28 protein-coding genes are annotated in these 26,252 nt (G+C 35.6%); 23 read left to right on the top strand and 5 right to left on the bottom strand.

The features are described from left to right. Window positions 1-38: 38 nt before the first annotated feature. The 5 genes from H344_RS0106390 to H344_RS0106370 all read left to right on the top strand — a co-directional run bounded on the left by H344_RS0106390 (window position 39) and on the right by H344_RS0106370 (window position 8,493). Entirely contained in the window at window positions 39-1,067 is a 1,029-nt protein-coding gene (locus H344_RS0106390; protein ID WP_026809555.1) for a LacI family DNA-binding transcriptional regulator, read from the top strand. Between the two features lie 71 nt (window positions 1,068-1,138). After that, window positions 1,139-4,162, top strand: coding sequence for a SusC/RagA family TonB-linked outer membrane protein (locus tag H344_RS19780; RefSeq protein WP_051254144.1), 3,024 nt, complete (start codon window positions 1,139-1,141; stop codon window positions 4,160-4,162). A 26-nt stretch (window positions 4,163-4,188) separates the two neighbouring features. Then, a complete protein-coding gene (locus H344_RS0106380; RefSeq protein ID WP_051254142.1) occupies window positions 4,189-5,835 on the top strand; it encodes a RagB/SusD family nutrient uptake outer membrane protein in 1,647 nt (548 codons plus the stop codon). Window positions 5,836-6,055: 220 nt separating this feature from the next. After that, window positions 6,056-7,243, top strand: coding sequence for a sialidase family protein (locus tag H344_RS0106375; RefSeq protein WP_084148744.1), 1,188 nt, complete (start codon window positions 6,056-6,058; stop codon window positions 7,241-7,243). 86 nt (window positions 7,244-7,329) lie between these two features. Continuing rightward, window positions 7,330-8,493 carry a sialidase family protein gene (locus H344_RS0106370; RefSeq protein WP_084148743.1) on the top strand — a complete coding sequence of 388 codons (1,164 nt, stop codon included), beginning with the start codon at window positions 7,330-7,332 and terminating at the stop codon, window positions 8,491-8,493. A gap of 435 nt (window positions 8,494-8,928) precedes the next feature. On the opposite strand, the gene H344_RS22275 is transcribed toward H344_RS0106370, so the two are convergent. Beyond that, window positions 8,929-9,054 (bottom strand): hypothetical protein, encoded by a 126-nt coding sequence (locus H344_RS22275; RefSeq protein ID WP_262482274.1) that lies wholly within the window; start codon window positions 9,052-9,054, stop codon window positions 8,929-8,931. Next, window positions 9,054-9,302, bottom strand: coding sequence for a hypothetical protein (locus H344_RS0106360; RefSeq protein WP_026809551.1), 249 nt, complete (start codon window positions 9,300-9,302; stop codon window positions 9,054-9,056). The genes H344_RS22275 and H344_RS0106360 overlap by 1 nt, the downstream gene beginning before the upstream one ends. A 431-nt stretch (window positions 9,303-9,733) precedes the next feature. On the opposite strand from H344_RS0106360, the gene H344_RS0106355 reads away from it, so the two are divergent. The 13 genes from H344_RS0106355 to H344_RS0106295 all read left to right on the top strand — a co-directional run bounded on the left by H344_RS0106355 (window position 9,734) and on the right by H344_RS0106295 (window position 20,959). Further along, the gene (locus H344_RS0106355) at window positions 9,734-10,303 is read left to right on the top strand and encodes a hypothetical protein (protein ID WP_026809550.1); all 570 of its coding nucleotides are present in this window, start codon (window positions 9,734-9,736) and stop codon (window positions 10,301-10,303) included. After that, on the top strand, window positions 10,300-10,815 hold the full coding sequence (locus H344_RS0106350) for a DUF1648 domain-containing protein (RefSeq protein WP_026809549.1): 516 nt from the start codon (window positions 10,300-10,302) through the stop codon (window positions 10,813-10,815). The genes H344_RS0106355 and H344_RS0106350 overlap by 4 nt, the downstream gene beginning before the upstream one ends. Window positions 10,816-11,037: 222 nt before the next feature. After that, window positions 11,038-12,354 carry a hypothetical protein gene (locus tag H344_RS0106345; protein WP_026809548.1) on the top strand — a complete coding sequence of 439 codons (1,317 nt, stop codon included), beginning with the start codon at window positions 11,038-11,040 and terminating at the stop codon, window positions 12,352-12,354. A 92-nt stretch (window positions 12,355-12,446) separates the two neighbouring features. Further along, entirely contained in the window at window positions 12,447-13,079 is a 633-nt protein-coding gene (locus tag H344_RS0106340) for a hypothetical protein (protein ID WP_026809547.1), read from the top strand. A 286-nt stretch (window positions 13,080-13,365) separates the two neighbouring features. Further along, window positions 13,366-13,917, top strand: a complete 552-nt coding sequence (locus tag H344_RS0106335) for a DUF3592 domain-containing protein (RefSeq protein ID WP_084148742.1) — start codon at window positions 13,366-13,368, stop codon at window positions 13,915-13,917. Then, window positions 13,914-14,405 (top strand): DUF3592 domain-containing protein, encoded by a 492-nt coding sequence (locus H344_RS0106330; RefSeq protein WP_026809545.1) that lies wholly within the window; start codon window positions 13,914-13,916, stop codon window positions 14,403-14,405. Before H344_RS0106335 ends, H344_RS0106330 begins: the two co-directional genes overlap by 4 nt. Window positions 14,406-15,291: 886 nt before the next feature. Continuing rightward, entirely contained in the window at window positions 15,292-16,272 is a 981-nt protein-coding gene (locus H344_RS19775) for a M20/M25/M40 family metallo-hydrolase (protein ID WP_034256238.1), read from the top strand. Window positions 16,273-16,411: 139 nt separating this feature from the next. Beyond that, window positions 16,412-16,903: a PLD nuclease N-terminal domain-containing protein gene (locus tag H344_RS0106320; protein ID WP_026809544.1), complete on the top strand. Its 492-nt coding sequence runs from the start codon at window positions 16,412-16,414 to the stop codon at window positions 16,901-16,903. 75 nt (window positions 16,904-16,978) lie between these two features. Continuing rightward, complete coding sequence (locus H344_RS0106315; protein ID WP_051254140.1) at window positions 16,979-17,809, top strand: DUF5694 domain-containing protein; 831 nt, start codon at window positions 16,979-16,981, stop codon at window positions 17,807-17,809. Between the two features lie 38 nt (window positions 17,810-17,847). Continuing rightward, window positions 17,848-18,240 (top strand): cupin domain-containing protein, encoded by a 393-nt coding sequence (locus tag H344_RS19770; protein ID WP_051254138.1) that lies wholly within the window; start codon window positions 17,848-17,850, stop codon window positions 18,238-18,240. A gap of 303 nt (window positions 18,241-18,543) precedes the next feature. Beyond that, window positions 18,544-18,981, top strand: coding sequence for a DoxX family protein (locus H344_RS20970; protein WP_051254136.1), 438 nt, complete (start codon window positions 18,544-18,546; stop codon window positions 18,979-18,981). A 349-nt stretch (window positions 18,982-19,330) separates the two neighbouring features. After that, window positions 19,331-19,981: an alpha/beta hydrolase gene (locus tag H344_RS0106300; RefSeq protein ID WP_026809542.1), complete on the top strand. Its 651-nt coding sequence runs from the start codon at window positions 19,331-19,333 to the stop codon at window positions 19,979-19,981. Between the two features lie 126 nt (window positions 19,982-20,107). Beyond that, on the top strand, window positions 20,108-20,959 hold the full coding sequence (locus H344_RS0106295; RefSeq protein ID WP_026809541.1) for a carboxypeptidase-like regulatory domain-containing protein: 852 nt from the start codon (window positions 20,108-20,110) through the stop codon (window positions 20,957-20,959). A gap of 39 nt (window positions 20,960-20,998) precedes the next feature. Here the strand turns inward: H344_RS0106295 and H344_RS0106290 are convergent, their stop codons facing one another. Then, the gene (locus tag H344_RS0106290; protein WP_026809540.1) at window positions 20,999-21,898 is read right to left on the bottom strand and encodes a DMT family transporter; all 900 of its coding nucleotides are present in this window, start codon (window positions 21,896-21,898) and stop codon (window positions 20,999-21,001) included. Window positions 21,899-22,134: 236 nt separating this feature from the next. Between H344_RS0106290 and H344_RS0106285 the strand changes: the two genes are divergently transcribed. The 5 genes from H344_RS0106285 to H344_RS0106265 all read left to right on the top strand — a co-directional run bounded on the left by H344_RS0106285 (window position 22,135) and on the right by H344_RS0106265 (window position 25,020). Continuing rightward, window positions 22,135-22,713, top strand: a complete 579-nt coding sequence (locus H344_RS0106285; protein WP_026809539.1) for an MliC family protein — start codon at window positions 22,135-22,137, stop codon at window positions 22,711-22,713. Between the two features lie 273 nt (window positions 22,714-22,986). Beyond that, complete coding sequence (locus tag H344_RS0106280; protein ID WP_026809538.1) at window positions 22,987-23,427, top strand: molybdenum cofactor biosynthesis protein MoaE; 441 nt, start codon at window positions 22,987-22,989, stop codon at window positions 23,425-23,427. 2 nt (window positions 23,428-23,429) lie between these two features. Further along, window positions 23,430-23,873: a cyclic pyranopterin monophosphate synthase MoaC gene (gene moaC / locus H344_RS19760; RefSeq protein WP_034256235.1), complete on the top strand. Its 444-nt coding sequence runs from the start codon at window positions 23,430-23,432 to the stop codon at window positions 23,871-23,873. Window positions 23,874-23,924: 51 nt separating this feature from the next. After that, window positions 23,925-24,278: a hypothetical protein gene (locus tag H344_RS0106270; protein WP_157378164.1), complete on the top strand. Its 354-nt coding sequence runs from the start codon at window positions 23,925-23,927 to the stop codon at window positions 24,276-24,278. A gap of 232 nt (window positions 24,279-24,510) precedes the next feature. Next, complete coding sequence (locus H344_RS0106265; protein WP_157378162.1) at window positions 24,511-25,020, top strand: hypothetical protein; 510 nt, start codon at window positions 24,511-24,513, stop codon at window positions 25,018-25,020. A gap of 78 nt (window positions 25,021-25,098) precedes the next feature. Here H344_RS0106265 and H344_RS0106260 read toward each other — a convergent pair whose 3' ends face one another. Both H344_RS0106260 and H344_RS19755 read right to left on the bottom strand, forming a co-directional pair. Then, window positions 25,099-25,821: a hypothetical protein gene (locus H344_RS0106260; RefSeq protein WP_026809535.1), complete on the bottom strand. Its 723-nt coding sequence runs from the start codon at window positions 25,819-25,821 to the stop codon at window positions 25,099-25,101. A gap of 76 nt (window positions 25,822-25,897) precedes the next feature. Then, on the bottom strand, window positions 25,898-26,252 hold a 355-nt coding region (locus tag H344_RS19755; RefSeq protein ID WP_157378160.1), incomplete at its 5' end, for an IS1595 family transposase.

The following is a 26,252-nucleotide window of genomic DNA, read 5'->3' as shown; positions in this document are numbered from 1 at the left end:
AATTTAATTAATAACATTGCTTAATCGTTAAAGCAATTATGAAAAAGAAATCATCTCTTAAAGATATTGCCAAGTTGGTGGGGGTTTCCACATCACTTGTGTCCTATGTCTTAAATAATAAAGAAAAAGAAAATAGGGTGTCCCTTGTAACGGCAGCAAAAATTAGGAAGGCTGCCAAGGAATTAAATTATCATCCAAACCTTAATGCTAGAAGTCTAAAAACTAATAAAACAAGATCTATAGGGGTGATTTTAGCTGATATTTCCAATCCCTTTTTTGCTAATCTGGCAAGAGCTATAGAAGATGTTGCGTTTCACCAAGACTATACAGTAATCTTTGGTTCCTCGGATGAGAATATTGAAAAATTTGAAAAGGTGATGGATTTTATGCTTACCAAACAAGTTGATGGTTTTATCATTGCACCACCGGAAGGATCCGTTAAATCAATTGAAAAATTAGCAAATAGGAATTTTCCGATGGTCTTAATAGATAGATATTTTTTATCAATTGATGCGAATAGTGTTGTAATAGATAATTTTAAAGCTTCTTTTCAGGCGACCAACTATTTAATTGATCAGGGTTGCAGAAGAATTGGAACGTTATTAAATACTTCTCAATTAAATCACTATAAAGACAGGTTCGATGGCTATATACATGCCTTGAAAAGTGCAAATATATTGGTAGACAATAGTATAATTATGGCTATTGATCCAAAACTACTTTTGGTAAACATAGAACAAGCAATTAAGGAACTTGCGCGGCAAAATGTGGATGCGCTATATTTCCACAATAATACATTGGCAGCGGAAGGTTTAAAGCAATTGCTTGCCTATAATCGTGATTTTTATAAGAATATAAAAGTTGTTGTTTTTGATCAAAATGCAGGATTTGACTTTCTAGAAAGCTTTATTCCTTATATAAAACAACCTATCGAAAAAATGGCTAGCAAAGCCCTAACAATTTTAATTAACCAAATAAATAATTATGAAATGAAGAAAATGAATTTATTTTTAGAACCGAAATTAATTACATCGAGTTTTGAACAAGATATGCTATCATCGGAATGATTTTTATCTTTTTGCTTAAATGATTAAACAGATTGCCCAAACACCTATTTCTAACAATAAAAAGCGCAAATATGCATGATTACTTAATTAAAAATCAAGAAGGAGCAAGGTCGTATAAAAGCTTATTAAGCTTTATAATAATTAGTTTAGTTACGATATCGTTTACTTATGCTCAAACTACGGTAATAGGAACGGTTAGTGATGAAACCACTAATGAAGTTTTACCAGGTGTCAGTGTATTGATCAAAAATTCGGACACAGGAGTAATAACAGACTTTAATGGTAATTACAGTATTCAGGTCGATTCCAATGATGCAACCCTAGTTTTTAGCTATATGGGATTTGCTACTCAAGAAATCCTTGTAGGATCAAGAACACAGATAGATGTGGTGCTGAAAGAGAATGTTAGTTTACTTGATGAGATTGTAGTAGTTGGGTACGGTACTCAGAGTAAAAGAAATATTACTGGAGCTATTTCATCTATTGATATGGACGATGCAAATAAGAATTTGCCCAACGTAAATGTCACCCAATCATTAAGTGGCGTTGCAGGAGTTCAATTTATTGGGGATGGTAGACCCGGTCAAGCAGGGAACATATTAATTAGAGGTCAGAATTCACTAAGTGGAGACAATATTCCCCTTGTAGTTTTAGATGGGATTATTTTTAATGGTAGCCTTAATGATATAAACCCTCAGGACATTGAAACTATAGATATTCTAAAAGACGCCAGTTCAGCAGCAATTTATGGATCTCGTGCATCTAATGGGGTTATATTGGTTACCTCTAAAAAAGGAACAACTACCAAACCATCAGTAAATGTGAATGTTTTTAGTGGATTGTCGGAATCTGCCAATCGGATAGAGTTGTTAAGCCCAGAGAGGTATTTGGAGCGAAGACTAGATTGGAGAAGAGCCTCAGGACAAGAAGCAATCGCTGAAAATATTGCCGATTATTTATCCACTCTGGAGGCGGAAAATTATCTTGCTGGAAGAAGTACAGACCCATGGGATGTAGTTTCTCAGCAAGGTTCTATAAATTCTATAGATCTGAATATTTCGGGAAGGTCAGAAAGCGTTAATTATTACCTTTCTTCCTCCTTTAGTGAGAACAAGGGGTTAATTTATAATGATGAAGAAAAGCGTATGACTTTTCGTAGCAACGTTGATGTTAAGCTTGCAGATTGGATTAAAACAGGTGTAAATGCTACCTATTCGAGGCGCGATTTGTCCGGGAGAGAAGGTTCTTTGAACGATGCATATAGAACAAGTCCTTTCGGTACATATTATAATGAAGATGGTACACCAACTCAATTTCCAGTACCTTCAGAGCGGGCTGCTACCAATCCTATTTGGTTGGCAAACTTAACGACCAACGAAAACATTTCGAATAACTTGTTTAGCAATTTTTACGCTGAAATAAATGCGAAATTATTCGGAGGTTCAATTAGTTATAGACTCAATTTCTCTCCCAATATTAGATGGAATAATGATTACAATTATGTAAGACAGGATAAAAGAGTAGAGTATAACAATACTAGTGCTAGAAAATTTAATAGAAATGATTTTGACTGGTTACAAGAAAATATAGTAACCTACAAACGTCAATTTGGAGATGATCATGGTCTAGATTTAACCTTGCTTTACAGCCGTAATCATACGGAATATGAGTCTACAACGGCAGAAGCTGATCAACTTAGTATAGATGGTCTTGGATTTAATAATCTTGGCTTAGGGGCCATTTTAAAGAATTCTTCTTATGCCCAAAATACGGAAGGTGTCTCGTATATGGGACGTTTAAACTATCAATTTAAAAATAGATACTTGGTTACTCTAACAGCTAGAAGAGATGGTAGTTCGGTGTTTTCCGCCAATCATAAATATGCGACCTTTCCATCAGGAGCCTTTGCGTGGATTATTTCTGACGAACCTTTCTTAAAAGATAACTCAAAAATTGATTTATTAAAGTTACGGTTGTCCTATGGAGCAGTTGGGAATCAAGCCATTTCCCCCTATCAATCACTTAGTTTATCCAAAACCGAGAGGTATGTGTTCGGTGAAGGAGGAGGAAGCAGTTTAGGTGTTGTGACCTCATCATTAGGAAATAATTCATTAAAATGGGAAACTACCTATACATCAAACATAGCCCTGGACTTCAACGTGTTTGAGGGCAGACTTGGGGGATCATTGGAGTTTTATGACAGTAGAACCAAAGATTTATTGGTTAGAAGAAGTATTCCAGTAATGGGAGGATATACCAGTATTCTAACTAACATAGGAGAAACAAACAATCGTGGTATTGAATTATTATTAAATTCCTCAAACATCAAGACCGATAAGTTTGAATGGAATTCCAGTCTAAACTTTTCTTATAACAAGAATAAGATTACGAGTTTATTTGGAACAGATTTAGACGGGGATGGTAAAGAGGATGATAGTGTTGCTAACAGCTGGTTTATTGGGCAGCCTATAAACTCCTTCTACGATTATCAATTTGATGGTATCTATCAAGTAGGTGATACAAATATACCAGAAGGCTCGGCGCCTGGATTTGTTAGAGTTAAGGATTTAGACGGCGATGGAGCTATTACTCCTGCAGATAGGACGGTTGTGGGATCGGGTACTAACCCAGAATTTGTTTTAGGTTTAAGGAACACCTTCACTTACGGTAACTTTTCCCTATCTGTTTTTGTGAATTCCATGTTAGGATGGGATGCTCCTTTCAATTTGATAAATCCATTGGTTCCTGATAGAAGTTTTAATCAAATTGATGCAGGTTGGTGGACTCCTGAGAATCAGTCAAATAATAGACCAGGTTTAAAATATAGTAACCCATTGAAAACAAACTGGTACCTAAGTCGAGATTTTGTTAGAATACGTGACCTTTCTTTGGGGTATCAATTTGATCAATCTATTTTAGATAAGTTGCATGTCTCTAGTCTGCGAATTTCGCTGAGTGCTAAGAACTTGTATACATATACCAATTGGTTAGGGTCTGACCCCGAAAGTAATAGAGGTTCATATACCGAACAGGGTACGAGTGATTTATATCCAATGCCTAGAACATTCTCTCTAGGATTAAACATAGGATTTTAAAATATAATAATTATAAAATTTAGAATATGAAAACATTCAAAATGACACCAAATTTAAGTTTGCTTAAATATGTACTAGCAGTTGGGTTTCTTTTCTGTCTTTCTTCTTGTGATGAGGAAGAACTTCTAAGGGAGCAACCTTTGTCATCATTAGATAATGAAGGTGTGCTTAGCTCTAAAGAGGGCTTTGAATCCTACATTATAGGGTTAATAAGAAGTGCCAGAGAAGAATATGGGCAAGATGATAACACTTATTTCGCTACCAATTTTTCAGGAACGGATGTAGGATCGGATGCAGGTGGCGAGTATTTTACATATAGGAATTGGGTGTCCTATTTAACTCCGGTAACCCCAGAGGTGCGAAACAATTGGAATTGGGCCTATAGAATGATGATAGCTCAGGCAAATACAATTATAACGTATGCCAATAAACCAGAGTTAGATCATATTTGGGACAATGAAGCTGAAAAAAATGCTATCATCGCAGAAGCTCGTTTCTTTCGTGGGTATACCTATAATTTTTTAGCAAATCTGTATGGTGGTGTTCCCATAGTTGAGTCGGTTGAAGCCGCCCCAAAATTTGATTATGTTAGAGCTAGTAGAGAGGAAGTATATAATTTTGCAAAGGAAGATTTGGAATTTGCTTCAAAGTGGCTTCCAGAGACCGTAAGTAAGTCTAAGGAAGGAAGAATTGTAAAAGCCGCAGCAGATCACTTGTTAACAGAGGTGTATTTGGGTCTTGGACAATATCAAAATGCAATTGATAGCGCATCTGATGTTATAGATTCTGGATTATATCAATTAATGACGGAGCGTTTTGGAGTTTCCAAGGACCAACCTGGTGATGTATATTCCGATTTATTCGCTACAGGTAATTTTAACAGAAGCTCCGGTAATCTAGAAACTATTTATACCTGGCAGTTTCAGTCCTTCACAGAAGGTGGTGGAGCATCATCTGGCGGAAACAGGGGTATTCGTAACCTTGGGCCCTTTTTAAATAAATTTAGTGATCCAAATGGAGTTAGAAACATTCCAACCTATGAATTAAATAGGGGTGTTGGTCGTTTAAGAGGAACTCAATATTCGTTATATGATATTTGGAAAGAAAGTCCTACGGATATACGTAACTCAGAGCATAACTTTAGAAGAGAATTTTTCTATAACAATCCAGAATCCGAATATTTTGGTCAACCTGTTCTGCCCATTACTGTAGCTGAGGATTCTCTACGTAATTTATATCCATATCCTAGAAAAGTAGAAGGTACTCCTTGGGAAGGTCAGTTCACTAGCGGGCAAACTGAGGAAGATGTTTATGTTTACCGTTTAGCAGAAACTTATCTGCTGAGAGCTGAGGCTTACTTTAAAAACGGTGAATTGGATAAAGCTGCTGACGATCTAAATGCTATAAGAAATAGATCCAATGCTGGTGAAATTGATGCAGATCAGGTGTCCTTAGACTTTATTCTTGATGAAAGAGCAAGGGAGTTGATGTATGAGGGGCGCCGCAGGAAGACGTTAATACGTATGGGTGTTCTAGTAGAAAGGGTTCGTAAATATGGGCTTGTTGAAAGTTGGAGAAACACTATCCAAGATTATCACAATTTATGGCCAATTCCGCAAGAAGCGATTGACGCTAATTTTGGAGCAGTTTTGGAACAGAATCCAGGTTATTAATAATAGTTATAATGTTTAACAACAAAATATGAATGCAAGAAAAGTATGGCGGATTAATAGTAAAGTAAAATCGTTGTTCTTTTTTCGTATTCATATTTAGAATAATAGCGTTGTTGTGGGATATTTTTGTTAACTGAGAATTGAAGGTGTGACACAGTTAAATAACTGGAGGTTAATGCTTTGATAGGTGTGATATTGATAAATAATAAATAAATAAGCCATGAAACTAAATTTTAATAATCAGTTTGCATTCACGATGTTGAAATCTGTACTAATGTTATTTGCCATATTTCAAGGAATGTATTGTTTTTCCCAATCAGACGGGGTAGAGGTTAGACATGAAATCGTTTTTTCTGAGGATGGTAAATATGGTGCATGGCCAGCAAATCATGGAATTTGGACTTGGGATAATGAGATATTAGTTGGATTTGTGGAAGCATCTTACAGTGAAAAGAATGCCGGGCTACATCCGTACGATAAATCAACTACTGCTAATAAGTATGCTCGTAGTTTAGATGGTGGGATAACTTGGCAGATTACCGATGCGTTCGAGGCAGGTCAGAAGGCATGGGGCTATGATAATAATATATCCCCAGATAGAGCCGAAAAGCCTAAACCTTTGATTAAAGCCGTTGAGGATTTTACAGATGAGGATTTTATATTAACTTTTTTAAGGCACAATAATCATAATGGTCCTACACATTTTTATTATTCCCAGGATAGGGGCAAATCTTGGGAGGGAGCATTTACTTTCCCAAATCTCGAAACAGCTGGAATTGCTAATCGTACAGATTATTTAATTGACGCCAAACAGACGTTAAGTGTTTTTGTTACTACTGCAAAGTCTAATAAAAAGGAGGGACGTGTTGCCCTTTTTAGAACACATGATGGTGGATTGTCTTGGGATATTATTTCATATATCACAGAGGAACAGGGTGGTTTTGATATTATGCCTTCATCTGTTAGAATCTCAGATAATGAATTGTTAACTACAATCAGAACTCGTACCAAGGACGGTATGGATTTAATTTCTAGTTATAGGTCTGTAGATAATGGTGAAAATTGGAAGAGGCTCAAGGATCCAGCTCCCTACACGGGAAGTGCAGGCTCTCCACCGGCTTTAATTAAGTTAAAAGATGGTAGGTTGGCACTAGGTTATATATACAGAAGTAATTTTGGGTCTCGGGTTCATGTAAGATTCAGTGAAGATAATGGCGAAACATGGAAGGACGAAATAACTCTGCGCAGTGGCGATGGTGCTAGTCGTGATGTTGGATATCCAAGAATTGCGCAACGAAAAGATGGGAAAATTGTTATGGTTTACTATTGGAACCATGCTTTAGATGCTGATAAAAAGCCCTTTAGATTCATTGCTTCAACAATTTTTGATCCCGCAGATTATAAATAACCTATTGGTTAAATTATAAATTAATAAGATTTTAAAATTTTTCGGCAAATTTGCTTTGCCTTTTATTAACTATATAAAAAAACAGTATGAAACATAATATTTACATAGTCGCGTTATTATCCTTGTCCATATTTTCATGTAAAAATAAAGATAGTAAGGATAAAACTCAGATTTCTGAGACTAATGAAATTATAGAAGTAACAGGTCATTATAAATTACCGCCATTGGCCCAGCCTGGTCAAGGTGCATATTTAAGTGGAGAATTAATATATGAGCTGGACAATAAGCCCACTGAAGAATGTCACTCCTCTAGTATTATAGAAACACCTTCTGGATTGCTTGTAACTTTCTTTGCGGGGACACATGAAAAACATCCAGATGTGGGTATAAGAACAAGTAGATTGGTTGATGGAAAATGGACCACATCGGTGGAAGTTGCCGACGGTGTCGTAAATGATACTTTACGCTACCCAACCTGGAATCCTGTACTTTTTCAACCTAAAGAAGGACCATTATTATTATTTTACAAAGTAGGACCAGACCCAACTTCTTGGTGGGGCATGGTAATGACATCAAATGATCATGGAAACACATGGTCAGAAGGTGTGAAATTGGGGTACGATGAGAAAATAGGGGATCTACTTGGACCAATTAAGAATAAACCGATACAATTGGAAGACGGTACAATTATTAACCCTTCTAGTACCGAGATAAAGGATGAAAATGGAGATCTTAAATGGATGGTTCATTTTGAAATATCTAAAGATAATGGGAAAACTTGGGAAGTTGTCGGACCAATCAACGATGGGGTTGAGTTCGACGCTATTCAGCCAAGTATATTAACGTATCCGGATGGTAGATTACAGGTTTTATGTAGGACAATACAAAATGTGGTATCCGAAAGTTGGTCAGAGGATAACGGTCAAACTTGGAGCAAAATGACGGCTACTAGTTTGCCAAATCCAAACTCTGGGACAGATGCTGTAACCTTAAAAGATGGAAGACAATTACTAGTTTACAATCATACTACTAAGGAAGGTGTAGAGCCTAAAAATAGAAATATGTTGAATTTGGCAATTTCAAATGATGGGAAAAATTGGGAACCAGTTTTGACACTAGAATCAAAACCCGTTAAATCTGGTTACTCTTATCCTGCTATAATACAATCTTCGGATGGTCTTGTACATATAACTTATACCTATATGAGAGAATCTATCAAGCATGTTGTAATTGATCCTAATAAGCTGTAATTAAAACTTAATTTAGCAATGGATTCATTGATTTTTAAAGGGGATTATTCTTCCATTGATGTCTCCATTTTAGTTTGGAGATTAGTTAAATAACTCGCTTTTAATCAATTTGTTATTCTTATTAGGACTTAGTTTAAAGTAAAAATCCGATTGTTTAATCTAAAATAATCGGATTTTTTTGTTTCTCGATTAGTTGAAAATCCTTTTTCGAGGTCGTTGGTTGTTAGGTGTTTCGAGAACTATTTTGAATTGGAGTTATTCGTTTCCTTGCAGTAGTTGTTCTGGGTTCTTTAATGTGTCAAAGACACGTAAAATAATAATCTTCCCCTTATCTTCTTTGTAGATTAGTTTGTAGTGTCTGACTACGATTCTCCTGTAATTGGGATTTATATCGTCTTTTTGGTACTGTTCTGGGTAGGTAACTTCCTTACTTGCTTAAATTAGGTCAGCCATTACATTCGCTGCGCCTTGAGGCGTCTTCCTTTGGTATTTCAGGTAATCATGTATCTGCTTCAATTGGGCCTTAGCCTTATGGGTCCAAACGGCTTTGAGTTTTGACATTACCAGTTTTGGGATTCTTTTTCTAAATCTTCTGCTGATGTAAGTTCGCCCTTTTTAATTTCATCTTCCGCATTCAAAAGTTCCTTATTGTACTGTGCTCTTGTCAACGGTTTTCCATCAACGGTATATGCTACAGCGGTATCATCTTCATGGTAGCTTTCTACCAATGCCTTTATCATTTTAAGAAGCCTGTGGTCTGCCTTGTCAATATAATTCTGTACGCTCTGTTTTAAATCTAAGGTTCCCATTTATCTATTGTTTTTACAAAATAAAGATACAAATTCCCGTCCATAGAATTTCATTTATCGGGGTAAAGTCTTCTAAGTGCAGTCTATTGTAGAAAAGTTTATCATTCCGCTCATCATAGAACTTGTTGCAATTAGATTGATTTTAATTTTATCAGGTATATTGATATTGGGTATTTTTATTCGACTAAATTACAAAATGTAGATTCTTCAAGTTTACCAATCTGCAACACCTGCCACTACAATTTTCAGTTCTTATGCTGCCCAATTCTATGGCCTTGTATTACTTCTTTACTTCTAATCTAGCTTCATAATATCAGGCGACCAATACTTTAAATTTAAAATTATCCCTAGATTATTAATTCTTATATGAATGTTTAGTAATTTATTGCCAAAGCTGTTGGTTGTAGTGCATTACCCAAAATGAAATAGGTATGAGTAGAATTATAGTGCTATCATTGTTTTTGATCTTTGGATTTATATCCTGTAAAACAGCTGAAAAGGAAGTTGATAAACTGGAAATAGCTAAAAAATACTATAAGTTTCTTGATACTTCTGATAGCGCTGGAATGATTACTTTATTGGGTGATAGTATTGTAATAAGAGAAAATGAAGACGATTACGTAGAGCGTTTTTCTCAAAAAGGATATATAAAATGGTTGGAATGGGATTCCGTATTCGGACCTACCTACAAAATTCTTGAAATTGAGCAGGAAGGTGAAATCGTCAAAGCAAGAATATCCAAAATAGATAAAAGAATCTTTTTTCTTCACGAAGAACCAATGATCTGGAACGAAGTTATTCGTTTTAAAAATAATAAGATAAACAGCATTGAAAGAGTGGAATATGAAGTCTTTGACGTTATGAGATTTCTTAAAAACAGAGTGATACTTGTTAGCTGGATTGACGAAAATCACCCTGAATTAAATGGATTTCTACATGATCAAACAAAGTCTGGCGGAAAGAAATATTTAAAAGCACTTGAACTGTTTAAAAATAGATGAATACCCGACCAAAAATAAAACCGATATTAACGACTACTGACAAAGCGATTGAGTTAGTCGGATGGCTAGCCTTAATTGGAATTTGGGTTCTAACCTTGGTCAATTATTCTTCCTTGCCAGAAACAATACCGATCCATTTTAACGGTGCTGGTAAAGCAGACGGATTTGGAAACAAAGAGAATATTCTTTCTTTGCCAATAGTGTCTACCATATTATTTATTGGGATGACAGTACTGAATAAGTATCCACACGTTTTTAATTATCCGAGTACCATAACGAAAGAAAACGCACTTCCACATTATTCCAATGCAACCCGAATGATACGATTCTTAAAATTGATTATCGTAATCGTTTTTGGACTCATTGTTTTTAAAATCATTGAAAACGTAAAAGGGAATGCAGACGGACTTGGTACCTGGTTTTTACCCTTAATTTTAGGCCTTATATTTATTCCCACGGCGTATTATTTAATAAAAGCCATACGCTTTAAGAATAAAAAACTGGGGCTATAAGTAGTTGAACTGGTAGAAACCACCCCCGAAACAGAAGGGGATTAAATTGTTTAATGCGTTATTTTATTTCTCTAAAAATTACGCCTCATTATCTAGAATGAATCCAATAAACTGGTAGACAGTGTTTTATTTTTAGTTTTTCGCTAGATTAGTAATGTTAAAATGGATGGATAGTTGCTTGTTGCTATATCTGTACGTTGGCACACATAAAAAAGAAATAGTATGTACATAGAATTATTGGAAAGGTTTAAAAGTAGTATTGAAGGATTACGGGACTTTGTAGACCTAATTCAACCAATGTTAACCGAATATCACAAAACAGAGTTTCAAAAACATGACAAAGCTTTTGAACCACTAGCAATTGCTGAACAAATCCAACAAGAGGAAGACGAAAAGAAGAAAAATCAACTTCAAGAAAAGTTAAAAGAAATATTTGAAGGGGAAATTGAAGTTGTGACTAAAGACGAAGATTCAGATGGAGACGAACAAGACCAAAAATCAGAATCTAAAACGAATAAAAAATTTGCATTCAGAGTAAAAGGTGATACTTCAAAAATTGACGCTGCATTTGAATTTCGTATGAAATCTAGCGAACAAAAAAATCTCTTATATGTAAATTCCCTGATTAGCCTTTTAAGTTCAGCAGAATGGTTCTATTCACAGCTTCTCCATTTCTTTTATGACAAAAATCCACATGTAGCAGGAATTAAGAAAAAGACCTTGACTCTTGAAGAGTTAAAGTCCTTTGGAACAATAGAGGATGCTGAAAAGTATTTAATAGACTCCAAAATTGAAGGACTTCTCCGTTCAAGCTTTTCGGATTGGATTGATACTCTAAAAACCGAGCTTGGTTTGGGACTTGGTTACATGTCAGATTTTAATAATGAACTTGTTGAAATCTATCAAAGACGTAATTTATTTGTGCATAATGGAGGTGTTGTTAATTCAATTTATTTATCAAAAGTTCCTGAGAGTGATAAGTCAATAGGTGATAAACTTACTGTTGAAGAAGAATATCTTGACAATGCTATTGATAAGATTCATGTGCTTTTTAGTCTTATTGCTTGTGAGCTCTGGAAAAATGAATTACCCAATGACGAACAGCGAGCGGATTTCTTAATGGAGTTAAACTATGGTTACCTTAAACAAGGAAAATGGATAGTAGCAAAATTGCCCAATACTTTTCTATCAAGAGACGCTAAACAACCTGTTATACCCAAAACCTATGCGCAGTTAAATTGTTGGCTTTGTGAGAAAAGAGAAAAAGGACTTGATAAAGTTAAATCTGAGCTTGACAAACAAGACTATTCAGATAAGTCTATAGTAATCCAATTAGCATTAGAGGCATTAAGAGAAAATGAAGAAACCTTTTTCCAATTATTACCAAGAGCTATTAATTCAGAAGAACTTCCCGTAAAGTATCTGTTTGACTTCCCGATATTAGAAGAGATGAGAGCTACTAAATCATTTGATGAATTTATAGCAAACAACGAAAAGGTAAAGGAATTTAAAAAGAATACGGAGCCCAACAAAAGCTAAAAATCATAGCTGCCCTGCGGGACAGTAACGCTTTTTAGCCGAGACGTTACTTAACTAACATTGGAGAACACTCAAAACAAAACAATGCCTAAATGAAACAACAAACCAAAACCATATTTTGGCTCGGACTAATCGCCGTAACCGGAATTTTTGCATATAGCTCTTATTTAAAGCGGAATCCAATAGAAAAAGATGTTGATTATGATAAAGACATAATAGACAAAGTAGAGACTATTGTTGTTGAAAAACCAGTATCAGAATATTTAGGTAATAAATTAGAAAACGGTGCATCACCATACGACGTACTTTATGGTCAAAGTGTTTACGCAGAAACGAGGCACAGTTTAAAGATTATCAATAATGGTTCAACGGATGTAATAGTAATGTTAATCGAGAAAACTGGAGATAAAATGATTAGGAATGAATATGTCCAGGCTAAATCCGAGTATGAAATGACAAAAATTCCAAATTCACTATGTTATACAAAATATTATTACGGACGGGACTGGAATCCCAACCGTAAAACAAAAGGTATAGTTACTGGTGGTTTTGATAACGATGAGCAATTTGTGATTTCGGACAAAGATGGTGATATACTTACGTTCCAAGTGACCTCTGACGAACAATATACTTATTCCTCAAATTTTGAAATAACCTTAGAAACGCAAATTATAGAAGGTAAAGCTATGCAAGAGCGTAGTCTAAAACCATCGGAGTTTTTTTAACATTGTTATTCTATAACTAATATAATTTGTACTAAAAATTTTTATTTCCCGCTGGCACGAGCCTGCCTGCCTTTGTCGGCAGACAGGAGTCCCTCTCGTGCCTTAACCTACGTATAGTTTCAACATTTAAACTTAACCCGCTCCTTCTACTTTTTCACCAATGCTTTTCTATGGAAAAACATCTAGTTTTTCCATTAGGTGAGGAATAGATTTTTATCTTGTAGTGCTAATAGCACAACTTTTCACCGCTTTTCCCGTTGCTAATAAACAGGTTATACCAATTATCATGAACCTAATAACGTCTTTAATAGTCTACCTATTTGTTACCGTATTCGTTGGCACTATGTTATTCCTCGTTGGGAAGGGTGGGTATAATTTGTATAAAACCTATAATACCCTTACTTATAACGATCGTTATCAATGGGAGCAAGTTGAGGGAGATATCGTGGAAGTGGTCCTGAATAAGCGTCCTGATCCAGATCTGCCCGAAGAGATGGCCATGGTCTTTCCAATCAAGAGATGCATCGTTAAATATGCTTATAGTCATAATGGGGAAACCTATACCAACGCTTCTATAGGACTCAATAGCAATAAGGACTATGATAGCAGCTTTCACAACGATTTGTACGTAAAACTGGAAGATAAAAATAAGGTAATAGTGTACTACAATCCCAATAATCCTGCACAATCTGCCCTTGTTAAATATGATGTTGACCTAAGAAAGATGGGTGAAGGAATTGTTATGTTAATATTTCCCCTCTTATTTGGGTATTGGATTTTTGTATATAAGAGATATCCAGATAATTACGTATTAGATAAAATAACTGTTGTAGGATGATAATTACTTTACTAATCGGATTGGCCCTCAGTTTATTTGGAATAGTTGTAAAAGTGCTAGATCATAGGGCTAAAAGATGGCATCATACCGTTGGAACCATTAGCAAGGCTCAACTTGTGGAAAAAATATCTAAAGATTCAGATGGAAATCAGAAGATAAAAGAAACTGTAGATCTAGAATATAATTACCAGGTGCCAGGAGAGGAGCAAACCCTAGTAGGGGATAATCTTTTTCCATACATGGGTACCTCGGGAAGCAACGGAGTGGACCGAAATAAACTCTTGGAAAAATTAAAGGAAGGTACCCAGGTGAAAGTGTATTATAACCCCAATAAACCATCTCAGTCCTCCCTAACTGTTGGAGCTAATTATTCCATTAACTATCCTTTCTCTTTAGGATTGGCCTTTCTTGGATTTGCTCTGGTGATATGGATTAATGAAAATAGTGATAGTACGCAATGGGTGCTAGACCAAATTTTGGTTAATTAAGTCATACACGATAATAGGAATAGCGCTATGCTGCAATGAGAAGTGCATATAGTTTTTTTCTAGTACAAAGTACATAGTATTAAGTAGTGAGTAGTTAGATTGGTTCGTTACAAACCTTTAATCAATTAACAGTAAACAATAAACAATTAACAATACGGTTCAGTTTTCAGCAGCTAGTTTTTCTAGTATTAAGCAGTGAGATGAACTCAGTAATCAGTAAAAGTGAACAGTCGTCAGTTTTTTTACTAGTACAAAGTATTAAGTAGTTAGATTTGTTTGGTACCAACCTGTAACATCTTAACTTGAAATATTACTCCTTCACTTTTATGTAAAATCATTCTTAATGGTATTCCGGCCTTATACTGAAATAAATTATTGAATTAGAATTCTTGGTCATCGCTGCAGCTGGCTCCTCAAAGTCAAAGGTACACCGTACCTTCACTTTTCGGCCCTGTAGCAAATCAAGAAGTTTTCACATTGGGTGATGGAAGGCCTGCCTGCCGGTAGGCAGGTGTCCGGCAACGCATGTACACCTTAGTCGTTGGAAAGTTTACCTGCCGTTAGGAAGGTTTACCTATCGGAGGTAGGCGACCTGGACACTGCGGCCGTGTTAAGTTCGTAAGACTATTTTCCTGTAAGGGGATAATTAGCTAGTTGGTCATCGCTCCAGCTGGCTCCTCCAACCAAAGGTACTCAGTACCTTCTGTTCTCGGCCCTGATCGTTTCTTTTATTATACCCATGTTTAAATGGAGGAACAATGGCTTCCTACTTCTTAACCCCGCCTTGCGGTAACGCTATATTTTATAGGAGGTAGGTTTCAATAGGATTTGCTACATTAGCCAATTATATAAAGTGAGTTAACCATTGCCAAAGAGAATCTCCACGATGAAAAAATACTTTTTTTTATTTTCCTGTATTGCGCTTGTACTAGCCTGTAAAACCCAAATAACACCCGAAACTGTAAGTATAGATAAAGAAAAGTTGCTCTATAATCTAAAGGTGATTTCTCATGACTCTATGCAAGGGAGGTTTTTTGGAACCGAAGGGAATTATAAAACGCAACAATATGTTGCAGATCAGTTTAAGGCGCTTGGAATAGCACCCGCATTTGCATCGGGGAGTATACAGCAATTCCCCCATACGTTTAAAGGGAAATTTAGACAGTGCATATATCCTATTGCCAATCCGGCTGAAGACTATAGTAATGTGCCAGATACCACGGTAACAGGCGGGAATGTGGTTACCATGATTAAAGGGAAAAGCGATAAGGCTATTGTAATAACCGCCCATTTAGACCACTTAGGGATAAAGAATGGTGAAATCTTTAATGGTGCCGATGACGACGCCTCTGGAACAGCAGCATTACTGGCCATAGCAGATCATTTTAAAAACAAATTTCCAAACCATACCCTTATTTTCGCGGCAGTGGATGCCGAAGAGATAGGGTCTTTAGGAGCCGATTATTTACTAAATAATTTCCCCATAGCCATAGAAAATATTGCGCTCAATATTAATATGGATATGATAGGACGTAATGATGCGTTTCAACTTTATGCCGCTGGCCTATACCATAACCCACATTTAAGACAGCCTTTAGATAATATTAAGTCCGCCCAAATAGAGTTGCTATACGGTCATGATGATCCTAATGATGTGGCAAAGGCAGATTGGACGTTCTCTTCTGATCATCGTATATTTCATAAAAAACAGATTCCATTCATTTATTTTGGGGTAGAAGATCATAAAGATTATCACCGGCCTACCGATACCTACGATAATATTAATACAGCATTTTATGTAAGTGCGGTGGAATTGATTATTGAGGCTATTGAAAATTATGACTCCTTCTTAATGGATGAGGTTTAGATGAGATTGTTGTTCCATATTTAAAAGCCCTAAGTTTAGTTTGATAGGGCTTTCTTAAAAATATAATTTTACTTAGATTTATAATTTGGGTATAAGACTCCTGTCTATATCCTCTTTAACCAACCATAAAACAAGTGATATGCAAATAACCTCGTATTTAATTTTATCAATTTTAATCTCTTTACTATTATTCTCTTGCAACAAGGATTACGTGGATATATCACAATCGGAATTTTTGGAGAACGTGCTTCCAAAGGCTGAAATAAATAGTGTTTCAATAGAAAATAATGAGTTATTCCTAGTAGCTACAAGTGATAACAAAACGTATAGCGTTAAAGATGAAGGGTCAAATAGTTTTGATGTTCTACTAAATAAAATACAGTCGGAAAATCAAAATATTGAGGTGAGCTATGCTCATGGAGCTAATAGTTTTGGGCATATATTTTTTCTAATTCCTTTTCTCATACCTTTTTTAATTCTCTTGCATATTTTATTTTTATGGATAGCGCTTAGAAGAATTATTCAATCGGCAGTAGCCCCTACGGAGAAGTTGGTGTATACTATTATTTCTATATTTGTCCCACTTGTTGGTCCGCTAATCTACTTAACCACCAAAAAGAATAGAGCATAGGTATCATCAAGCAAATAGCTTCTTTCCTTGCTCAACAAAATGCTTTGTCGTTAATACGAAAAACAAATTTCTCCAATGAAGAAGATAGTTCTTGGAATAATTATTAGTCTGTCTTTTGCCTGTCATCAAAAATCAACTGAAAAGATAATACCAATAGATTCCTCCTTTAAAGTGGAAGAACATAAGGGTGATAAAATTAGAGTGCTTAATTTCGGTTCTGCCCATTTAAGCTTTACATCAGACGCTTATTCTTCTATGATAAATCTAGAAGATTCAAAGGAGAAAGCCGACTTAGATAAAATGGTTCGTAAAATAGCGGAATTTAAACCTACAGTTATTCTGCTGGAATTAGAACCGAAGAACAACGACTATATTCAAGAAACTTTTTCCAAATATAAAATCGATCAAAACGAAAGGCTTAATTATTCTGAAGAAGTTAATCTAATAGGCTTAGAGGTGGCAAGATTAAGTGGAGCTGAAAGGATTTATGGTATAGATAGTCAGATTGGTTTTGATTATCCAAGCTTAGTGTCATTGGCAAATAGAAAGGAGGCAGATAGTTTATTTGTGGTGGATATGATGGCGTCTTATAAGGAAGTGAATACCCTTAAGTTAAAGGAGCAATTCAGAGAGATTAATACTACCGAATATAAAATGAGAACCTTCGATTTTTATAACTTTTTAGCTACTCAGCATACCGAAGGAAACTACGAAGGAGCGGCGGTTATTGCACGGTTTTATGAAAGAAACCTGCGGATGTACTCCAATCTAAATGATTTGAAGCTATCCAAAAATGACAGAGTATTTATTTTAGCAGGGGCAACGCATACTGCTTATTTGGATATATTTATTGGGAATAGCGAGAAGTTTGTTTTAGAAGATCCGTCTAAGTATACCAATTTTTAAGCGTATATTGAATAATATTAATTCAAACGGAAAGGGATATGGATGAAATTGAATCAGTCACATTAATAGAATCAACCAAAAGTTGGAATGGTAAAGATTTACCTAAATATCCGGAGGGAAAACCAAAGATTACCATTTTAAAAATAACCATTCCGCCACAGTCTAGGTTAAATATTCATAGGCACCCGGTAATCAATGCCGGTGTGCTAACAAAGGGGGAATTAACGGTGGTTGATGAGGATAATGAGACTCTGGTTCTAAAAGCTGGCGATGCCTTGGTAGAGCTGGTAAACTCTTGCCATTTTGGGGAAAATAACGGGGATTCTCCTGCCGAAATTATTGTGTTTTATGCCGGAACAGATGAGTTGCCCATAACTGTTGAAGAGAATAAGAAATATAGCGATTGTTATTCCGCATGGAAATCGTCCTAAGGGTAAAATAAGTTGAGTGGAGTCCTGACTTTAGGAGTGATAACCGCAAAATTCAATATATATAGATTAGCCATAACTCTGGTTAAATCAATATAAATCGGCCCAAATAAGCCATTTTAAGGTAGGCTGATACTTACCAAGACTATAGTAAAGGTCGGGTTTTGGTGTATTTAGAAGGCAGCTGTATGTGTTTGGAACCTTTGGTAAATGTGTAGGCAGGGGTCGAGACCTTAATTAAATCCTTTACTTTTACCCGAAATGGGAGGCTAGACAATCATCCCTCAGGAGAATTATTTTATAACTATGATCGACTTAAATAAAACAGTTGCTGTTCTTACCGTTAGATTAATATTAGGATTCATTTTCTTAATGCAAGGCTTTGGGAAAGTCGTTACTTGGGGAATGGAAAAGGTTTATCAGGCCGACTTCTTTCAGGGGACTTTTGAAGGGATGTTGCCCGAGTCTATTATTTGGATAACCGCCTATTATACTTCCTATGTGGAATTAATTGCTGGGTTGCTGCTGGTGTTAGGACTTAAAACAAACTATGCCCTGTATGCGCTTGCCTCCGTTTTGGTTATTGTAACTTTTGGTCATGGATTAGCGGAGCCTATTTGGAATTTATCACATGTATTGTTTAGAACCATCCTGTTAGTAGCTCTGCTTTTACTGCCGCGAGAATGGGACAAGTTTTCCTTAGATAGTATTATTAAGAAGAAAGCTGCAACTAATAATTCTTAAGTGGAGTTTAGTCTAGGGATAACTTGACTATAATGTGGATAACCCACGAAAATATAATGTATACTAACTTTTAAGGTGCATCTAAATGAATACTCTAAAATATTTAAATTATATTTTAACTGTACTAGTAGTATTAACTTTCAGTCAGTCCTCGTATTGTCAGGCGTTACAAGTGAGTAAAGGCGTAACAGCAAACACCCACACTATTTCTTCTAAAATAACGGGTCACGATTATCTTCTGGAATTATCATTTCCAGAAAGTTATTCATTAAACGATACAGTATCTTACCCCGTATTATATGTTATCAATTCTTTGGGGTTATTCGACTTTAAAGAAGCATAGAAAAAATTGGGTTCTGAGGGGGAAGTGGAAGACGTTATTATTGTAGGAATTGGTTTCGAGAATAATACTTCATACGATTCGTTTGTTAAAAGATATCACGATTTCACGCCATCTGTTGACACCGTAGATATGAGAAGAATGGAAAGTTTTTATAAATTTCCTAAAGGGACCTTAAAAGCTGGAGGAGCGGACAAATTTTTGGAAAGTTTAAAGTCAGAAATAATTCCATTTGTAGATAAACACCATAAAACAAATTCTGATAGAGGTATTTCAGGAGAATCATTAGGAGGTTTGTTTGCTGCCTATTGTTTAATAAATTCTGATGGCTATTTTACCAGATTCGGAATAAACTTTCCTCGGCTTGAGTGGAATAATGACGAAGTTTTAAATAAGGGAATTTCTAAGTTCAAGGCAAGTGATTATTGGGATATACCTGCAACAAAAGTCTTTGTTTCTTCGCATGAACCACTTATTTCAGTAGTAGGTAAGGAAAGGATTTCTAATGTTCCAAAAACATTAAAGTTTAGCGCTTCTTTGGAAGATAGTAATTATGAAAACGTTACCCTTACCCAACAAATATTTGTGAAAAAACCTAATCGATCCATATCGTCGGATAGTGCAAATAAAATTCTTTCCGCATTATATAGAAAGGAATAGAGTAATTTGCGGGTTGGAGATATTTATGTGTTAAATTTATTAATAAAACATCAAGATAAATTTTAAGTAGGGTTTCGTTGGGAAACTTCTGTTTTGTCTGTTCTACTTAAATATATTAATACGAATATGAAAAAAATCAGCTACTTATTATTTATTTTCATTTCAGTCCATAGTTACGGTCAAATCTCAGGAAATATTTCTGATAGTAAAAGTAAACTTCCAATTGATTTTGCCAATATATGGATTAAAAATACCTTACGAGGCACAACAACAGACGCAAATGGAAATTTTTATTTTGAACATGCCAATGTTGGTGACACTTTATTAATCTCATATTTAGGATATCAAGAGATGCAATTTATTGCAGAAAATGAAAATGTAGTCCAATTAATACCAAGTTCAATAGCGTTAGATGAGGTCTTGATTATACCTATGCTAAATGAGCATTTTAAGGCGATCACTTCGTATAAGAAATTCAAAAAAATTACTGAATATTACTATAATGGTCATTATTCTTTAGCTCGATTTTACGCGTACCAGGAAGAATATGACAATACCCCCTTTATTAAAAAACTATCAATAGTAGTTAGTAGTACGCTTAAGAATAAAGTTAAGTTTAAAGTACATTTAATAAAAGCTGATAAAGATGGGAAACCTTCAAACCAAATTTTGAGTGATTATTACATATTAGAGACTGAAAAAGGAGTAAATGAAGTTATTGTTGACTTTACAGAAGAAAAATTGATGTTCCCTAAAGATGGATTCTATGTAGTGGTTGATCGTCTTAATCTTAAAGAGAATAAGAACAGTAATAAAGTGGCGGTTAGTATTTTGCAACCCGCAATAGGTATGGAGAAAGAGGATAGTCAAAAGAATACTTGGCTCGGTTACAGCGGAAAATGGATTGCGCCAGATGAACTAAAGGCATTTACAGGTAGCAATAAAAATATCGCAATAAATGTGGAGCTTTCTAATTAACTCTTGTGTAATGCCAGAAGCATCGTTTGTGCTATCATTCTAGGAATACAAAATCAAAAACACCCCCAACAGAACGCCAGCTAAAGGCACCAATTTCTTTCGCTTATTCTGTTCCTTAAAAATAAGTCCGCCTATGACTACCGCAATTAAAAGCTGACTCCGTTTAATGGCAGAAAGCAGCATTATTAAGGCATCCGGATCTTGCAGGGCTTTAAAATAAAAATAATCGGCAGAAAATAGAAAAATACCCACTGCAGGGATACTCCATCGCCATTTAAAGGCCTTTCGCTTTTCAGCATTAGGGAACCAGCTGATCGATAAAATGACAAGCAAGATTAGAATCACATAAAAACTGAACCAAAAAATTAAGGTTTGCGGATTTAATTCCACATACTGAACAAGGAACTTATCATACAAACCGCTAGATGCGCCTAAAAAAGTAGCGCCTATAATAGCAAATATCCATTTGTTCTTTTTAAAATTTATACCCTCTTTCTTTCCTACTCTAGAATACAAAATCATAGAAAAAATAATAACAAAAAACCCAAGCCACTGCAGTAGGTTAGGCCGTTCATTATAAATAAAAATGGCACCTATAAAAGTAAAAAAGGGACCAGCAGACCGTATAGGGGTAACAATTGTTATGGGTAAATGTTTTAACGCCTGATAAGCTAAAATCCAAGACGCCGCCATAATAGCCGATTTTATAAATATAAAGCCATGGACCTCCCAAGGAATAGAGGGAATATAGAATCCGCTTGACTTGCTATACTCGGGGAGAAAAACAGAACTGAAAAACACAGGCAAAATAAAAATGAAACCCGAGCCAATAGTTCCCAAGAGCACCGGAAATACCTCATTTCCCTGTACAGCATGTTTTTTACATAAATTGTGTAACCCTAGAAAAAGTGCGGCTAAAAGCCCTAAATACATCCACATTTCGCGAAGATAAGCTTATTTTTAGGAGATTAATAATTGGCTGTGTTAGTCCTGCTTTAGCTCTTGTTCCATCATAACTCTTAAACCCAATACTCGCCATGAAAAATTAGTTCGGATCACATGGAAATATGGATTAGTAATTAAATGGTTTGGCAAGGTTTTTGGATAATGTTAGAAGGATTTCCCGAATGGAGGGAAATATAGGATTTTAACAACATATAAATTAAAAAAGTAAAATGACAAAAGGTATTTTAACCCTTGCACTATTATCAGCATTGTTTTTAGGTTCTTGTAAAGAAGCGCCAAAGAAGGGAGATGTGGAAACGGAAACTACAGAAACAATTGAGAAAAACATTGAAGATATTGTTACCACTACAGCTACGGACAATGATGGGAAAATGTTGCAAATGACTTTTAATAATTCTAAGGGAACTGCAACGCTAGATTTTAATGGAGAAACTATAGAATTAGAAGCAGAAAAAGCAGCGTCTGGAATTTGGTATAAAAATGACAATTACGAACTAAGAGGGAAAGGAAATGATATAGAGCTATTAAAAGACGGGGAGGTAGTTTTTACCCATAGCGACGATATTGTAAACACATCGCTGAAAAATGATAAAGGGGAAACGCTCGATATGACTTTCAACAACACTGCAAACACGGTTAAGGTGTACCTAAATGGTGGTGAGCAAATTGAGTTGAAAGGTGAAAAAGCAGCATCCGGTATCTGGTATAAAAATGACCAGTACGAGTTAAGAGGAAAAGGGGATAACCTAGAGCTTACAAAAGATGGAGTTACCGTATTTAAAAACTAATACTGCTATTTAGCTTCTAGACAGTATTACAAATAAGAAGGTCGATTATCGAAAAGCGTATTATGCTTTTTAGGATAATCGGTCTTTTTCTTTTTAAGGAGAATCAATGGTCCTAGCTATCCGTTAGGAGAAGGAATAAGTGAAAAACATTCTGCCTTTCACCCTTTTTAAGGATATAGAGCGTAAATCTTCGATAAATTTATAACTTGTCCAAAAGTTAATAACCCTTAGGTTAGGTATAAGTAGAACGTAACACACCTTAATTTTATTTGCATGGAGAAAAAGAAGAAAAATGTATTTGTTCAAGGCGCTATAAGTCCTGAATTTATTGCGAATTCTATTGCCAAACATCAATCTAAAACTACAATTGGTGCCCATGATATCTTCTTGGGGCAGGTGAGGGCAGATATTATTGATGATAAAGAGGTAGCTGCAATAGAGTACACCGCTTATGAGGAAATGGCAAATAATATATTTCATGAAATAAGGGAAGCTACTTTTGATAAATTTGATCTAAGCTGTATGCATATTTATCACAGCTTAGGAACTGTGAAAGCTGGAGAAATATGCTTGTTTGTATTTGTATCGTCTGCACATAGAAAAGAAGTCTTTGAAGCATTGCACCATATTGTGGAAGAAATAAAAATTAAGGTTCCCGTTTTTGGGAAAGAGGTGTTTAAGGACGACTCCTATCAATGGAAAGTAAATAAATAAGTATGGTAGATATAACCCATAAAAAAGACACCTTGCGTACCGCAATAGCCCAGGCTGTGGTACAGGTAAGTTCAGAGGATACTATAGCCGCTATAAAGAATAACACCGTCCCTAAAGGCGATGTGTTTGCTATGAGCAAAGCTGCAGGATTGTTGGGGGTTAAAAAGACAGCAGACCTGTTGCCGGACTGTCACCCCTTACCCATAGAATATACCGATATTGCCTATTCTATTAATGGCCTTCAGATTCAGGTGTTGGTGACCGTGAAAACCATTTACAAAACTGGGGTAGAAGTAGAAGCGATGCACGGGGCTAGTATTGTAGCCTTAAATATGTACGATATGCTAAAGCCAATTGATAAGGGAGTGGAGATTCACCATATAAAATTGATTCTAAAAACAGGCGGGAAGTCAGATATTGGTGCGGAGGAGTCAAAAATGGAGTAGTCACCTGATTTTTAACATGTTGTTAATACAATATAGTATTATCTTTATAGTGTGAAAGTAACTGCGTATTTAAAGTTATTATTTTTAGTTTTCTTTTTGGGACTGGGCAGGGCCGTAATGGCCACCCCAGCAGATATTCCCCAGGATACTGTTGTGTCCGATTTTGGGGTGCAAAAAGATGATCACCGTCAGTATGGGGATCTTCCTACTTCCACAAATAGTTTGTTGTATGAGAGTAGTTCGGAAATATCTTTTCCTTCCAATGTTAACTTTCTTACCCGGCACGCTAAAAACTATCTTTCTTTAGTTTGTAGTAAACCGCAACTGCCCTTTTACAAGAAAGCAGATATCACAGTAGGCTTAGATAGCCTGACACTTATTTACCCCTTCCATACATTTTTCTAAATGCTAGCTTTATAATTGAATAATTTCAATAGAATTCCTATTGATGCGCCTAACCGCTTCTACTATGCGGAAGGTACTATAGTACAAAACAATTATAAATCTGGACTCTTTTAACATCCACCTATTTATCATTACCATCGGGCTAAACTAAATGTAGCTCTGAGTATGGTATCTACGTTCTGTAAAATAGAACTCTAGGATATAAAGGTGTCCAAGCTAAATGAATAGAACAATGAACAATTCAATGATTATATTATCTGCACTTCTAGTGCTAGCAGTAGTTATACCTTTCCTAATTTTAAATTCCTCTGGTAAAGGGGAGGCTAAAACAATCTCTAATAAAATAAAAGAATTTGCAAAAGACGCCCATCTAAGCTTTGATACGAAGGAAAGTTGGGGCAATAGATTTATTGGGATAGACAAAAGTAAGAGGATCTTAGTTTTTGCCAGTATGAAGAATGGGGAGGTAGTTATAAATGAGGTGGCTTTGGGGCAAGTAGAAAAAGCAAGCATCCAAATGGAAACCAAAATGGTAAAAACCAATTCCAGAAAAGAAAATGTTTTGCAAAGGTTGGATGTAGAAATCACCTATTTTGCCCATCTTGATGAGCTTCTTGTTCTTAATTTTTATACTGTAGAGCAAATCTATGGAGAGGATTATGAGCTTAAGAGAGCTGAGAAATGGAAAGCCTTGATTAATGAGGTTGCTAAAACTGCTATCGTTGGAAAGAAAGTGGCCTAATTAGAGTAGGGGATAACTATTTTAATAATTGCCCGCCCATGCTTAAAAACATGGACGGGCATTTTTTTTATAATATTATTACTCCCTTCTTATCCAAATTTCATGCAAAGGGTCTCCCTTACTGCTTTTTCCACTATGATGCCAGTCTTCCCCCTTTAATTCAAAATCAAAAGTAAGGGTAGCACCAACTCTAGAATTGTCCCTAGAGAAATAACCTATATTCTCCGTGTATTTACCATCCTTGGCTAAGTAGGTGCCGCCGCCAGTGCCAAAAAACTCCATGGTTTCTGTATTGAAAGCTATCCATTGGAAATGTCCATCCATCAAAAACTTCATAGTTTTCCTAGGTCTAGAAGTATCTACTCTGCTTTCACCTTTATCGGTCACCCTTCCTGAAAACAACCATTTCCCATCTAATGACTGTGGATTTTTGTTTGCCGGTATAAAAGTCATTGAGGAACTGTTTTCCAAAATAAGCTTACCATTTTCTACTCGGAAAGGGATAGCGATAGTTTTGAGATGCTGATTTTCGTAGTCCGAATCAAATTCCAGTGCTACTTTTATTTGGTTATTGTCAGTGGTATAAAATCCGCCATAGGTTCTTATATAGGTGGGTGGCGATTCTTTATAGGTGCTATGAACAAAATAGTTGTTATCTATCTTCAATTCATGTGTTAGAGTTTCATCATTCTTTTTTTCTTTAAAATGATATACATTGGAGCTAATTTGAGCGTAAAGAGAGTTAGAAAAAAATAGCGTTAGGAAAATAGCTGCCGAAAGGAGGTGTTTTACAGGTTTCATAGTGAAAAATTTATGAATTAAATATATAAAATAAGCTGCTAGTAATCAATAATTTATATCTTTTTAGGGCTCTAGTTTAAGTTTGCGTTGATATTAGTTTTTCATACCTAGTGTCTATATTTCTGTATCTGGCATAGGTTCCAATGTCTTCAACGGTCTTGGGAACAAAGGCCTGGAGCATGTCCTTACTACCCTTGAGGTGCTCCTTTACCCTAAACCAATTCAGATACTGCTGAAGATATTTGGTCGAAACGCCCCAAAAAGTGCCGTCTATCCATTTCTTTAGTCTATTGTGCGTGGAATTCACATGTTGTATATGGTAAACGCCTTGCTTTACCCGTTGTTTTATAATTCCCTTCAGGGCATGGTGTTCCAGTTTTCGATCCATTGCAAAACCTTTGTAGATTACCGATGCATCACTGCACAATATC

Source organism: Arenibacter latericius DSM 15913, assembly GCF_000424985.1.
Taxonomy (GTDB): domain Bacteria; phylum Bacteroidota; class Bacteroidia; order Flavobacteriales; family Flavobacteriaceae; genus Arenibacter; species Arenibacter latericius.
The sequence above is the reverse complement of the archived record's forward strand: the minus strand, read 5'-3'. Positions and strand labels throughout refer to the sequence as shown.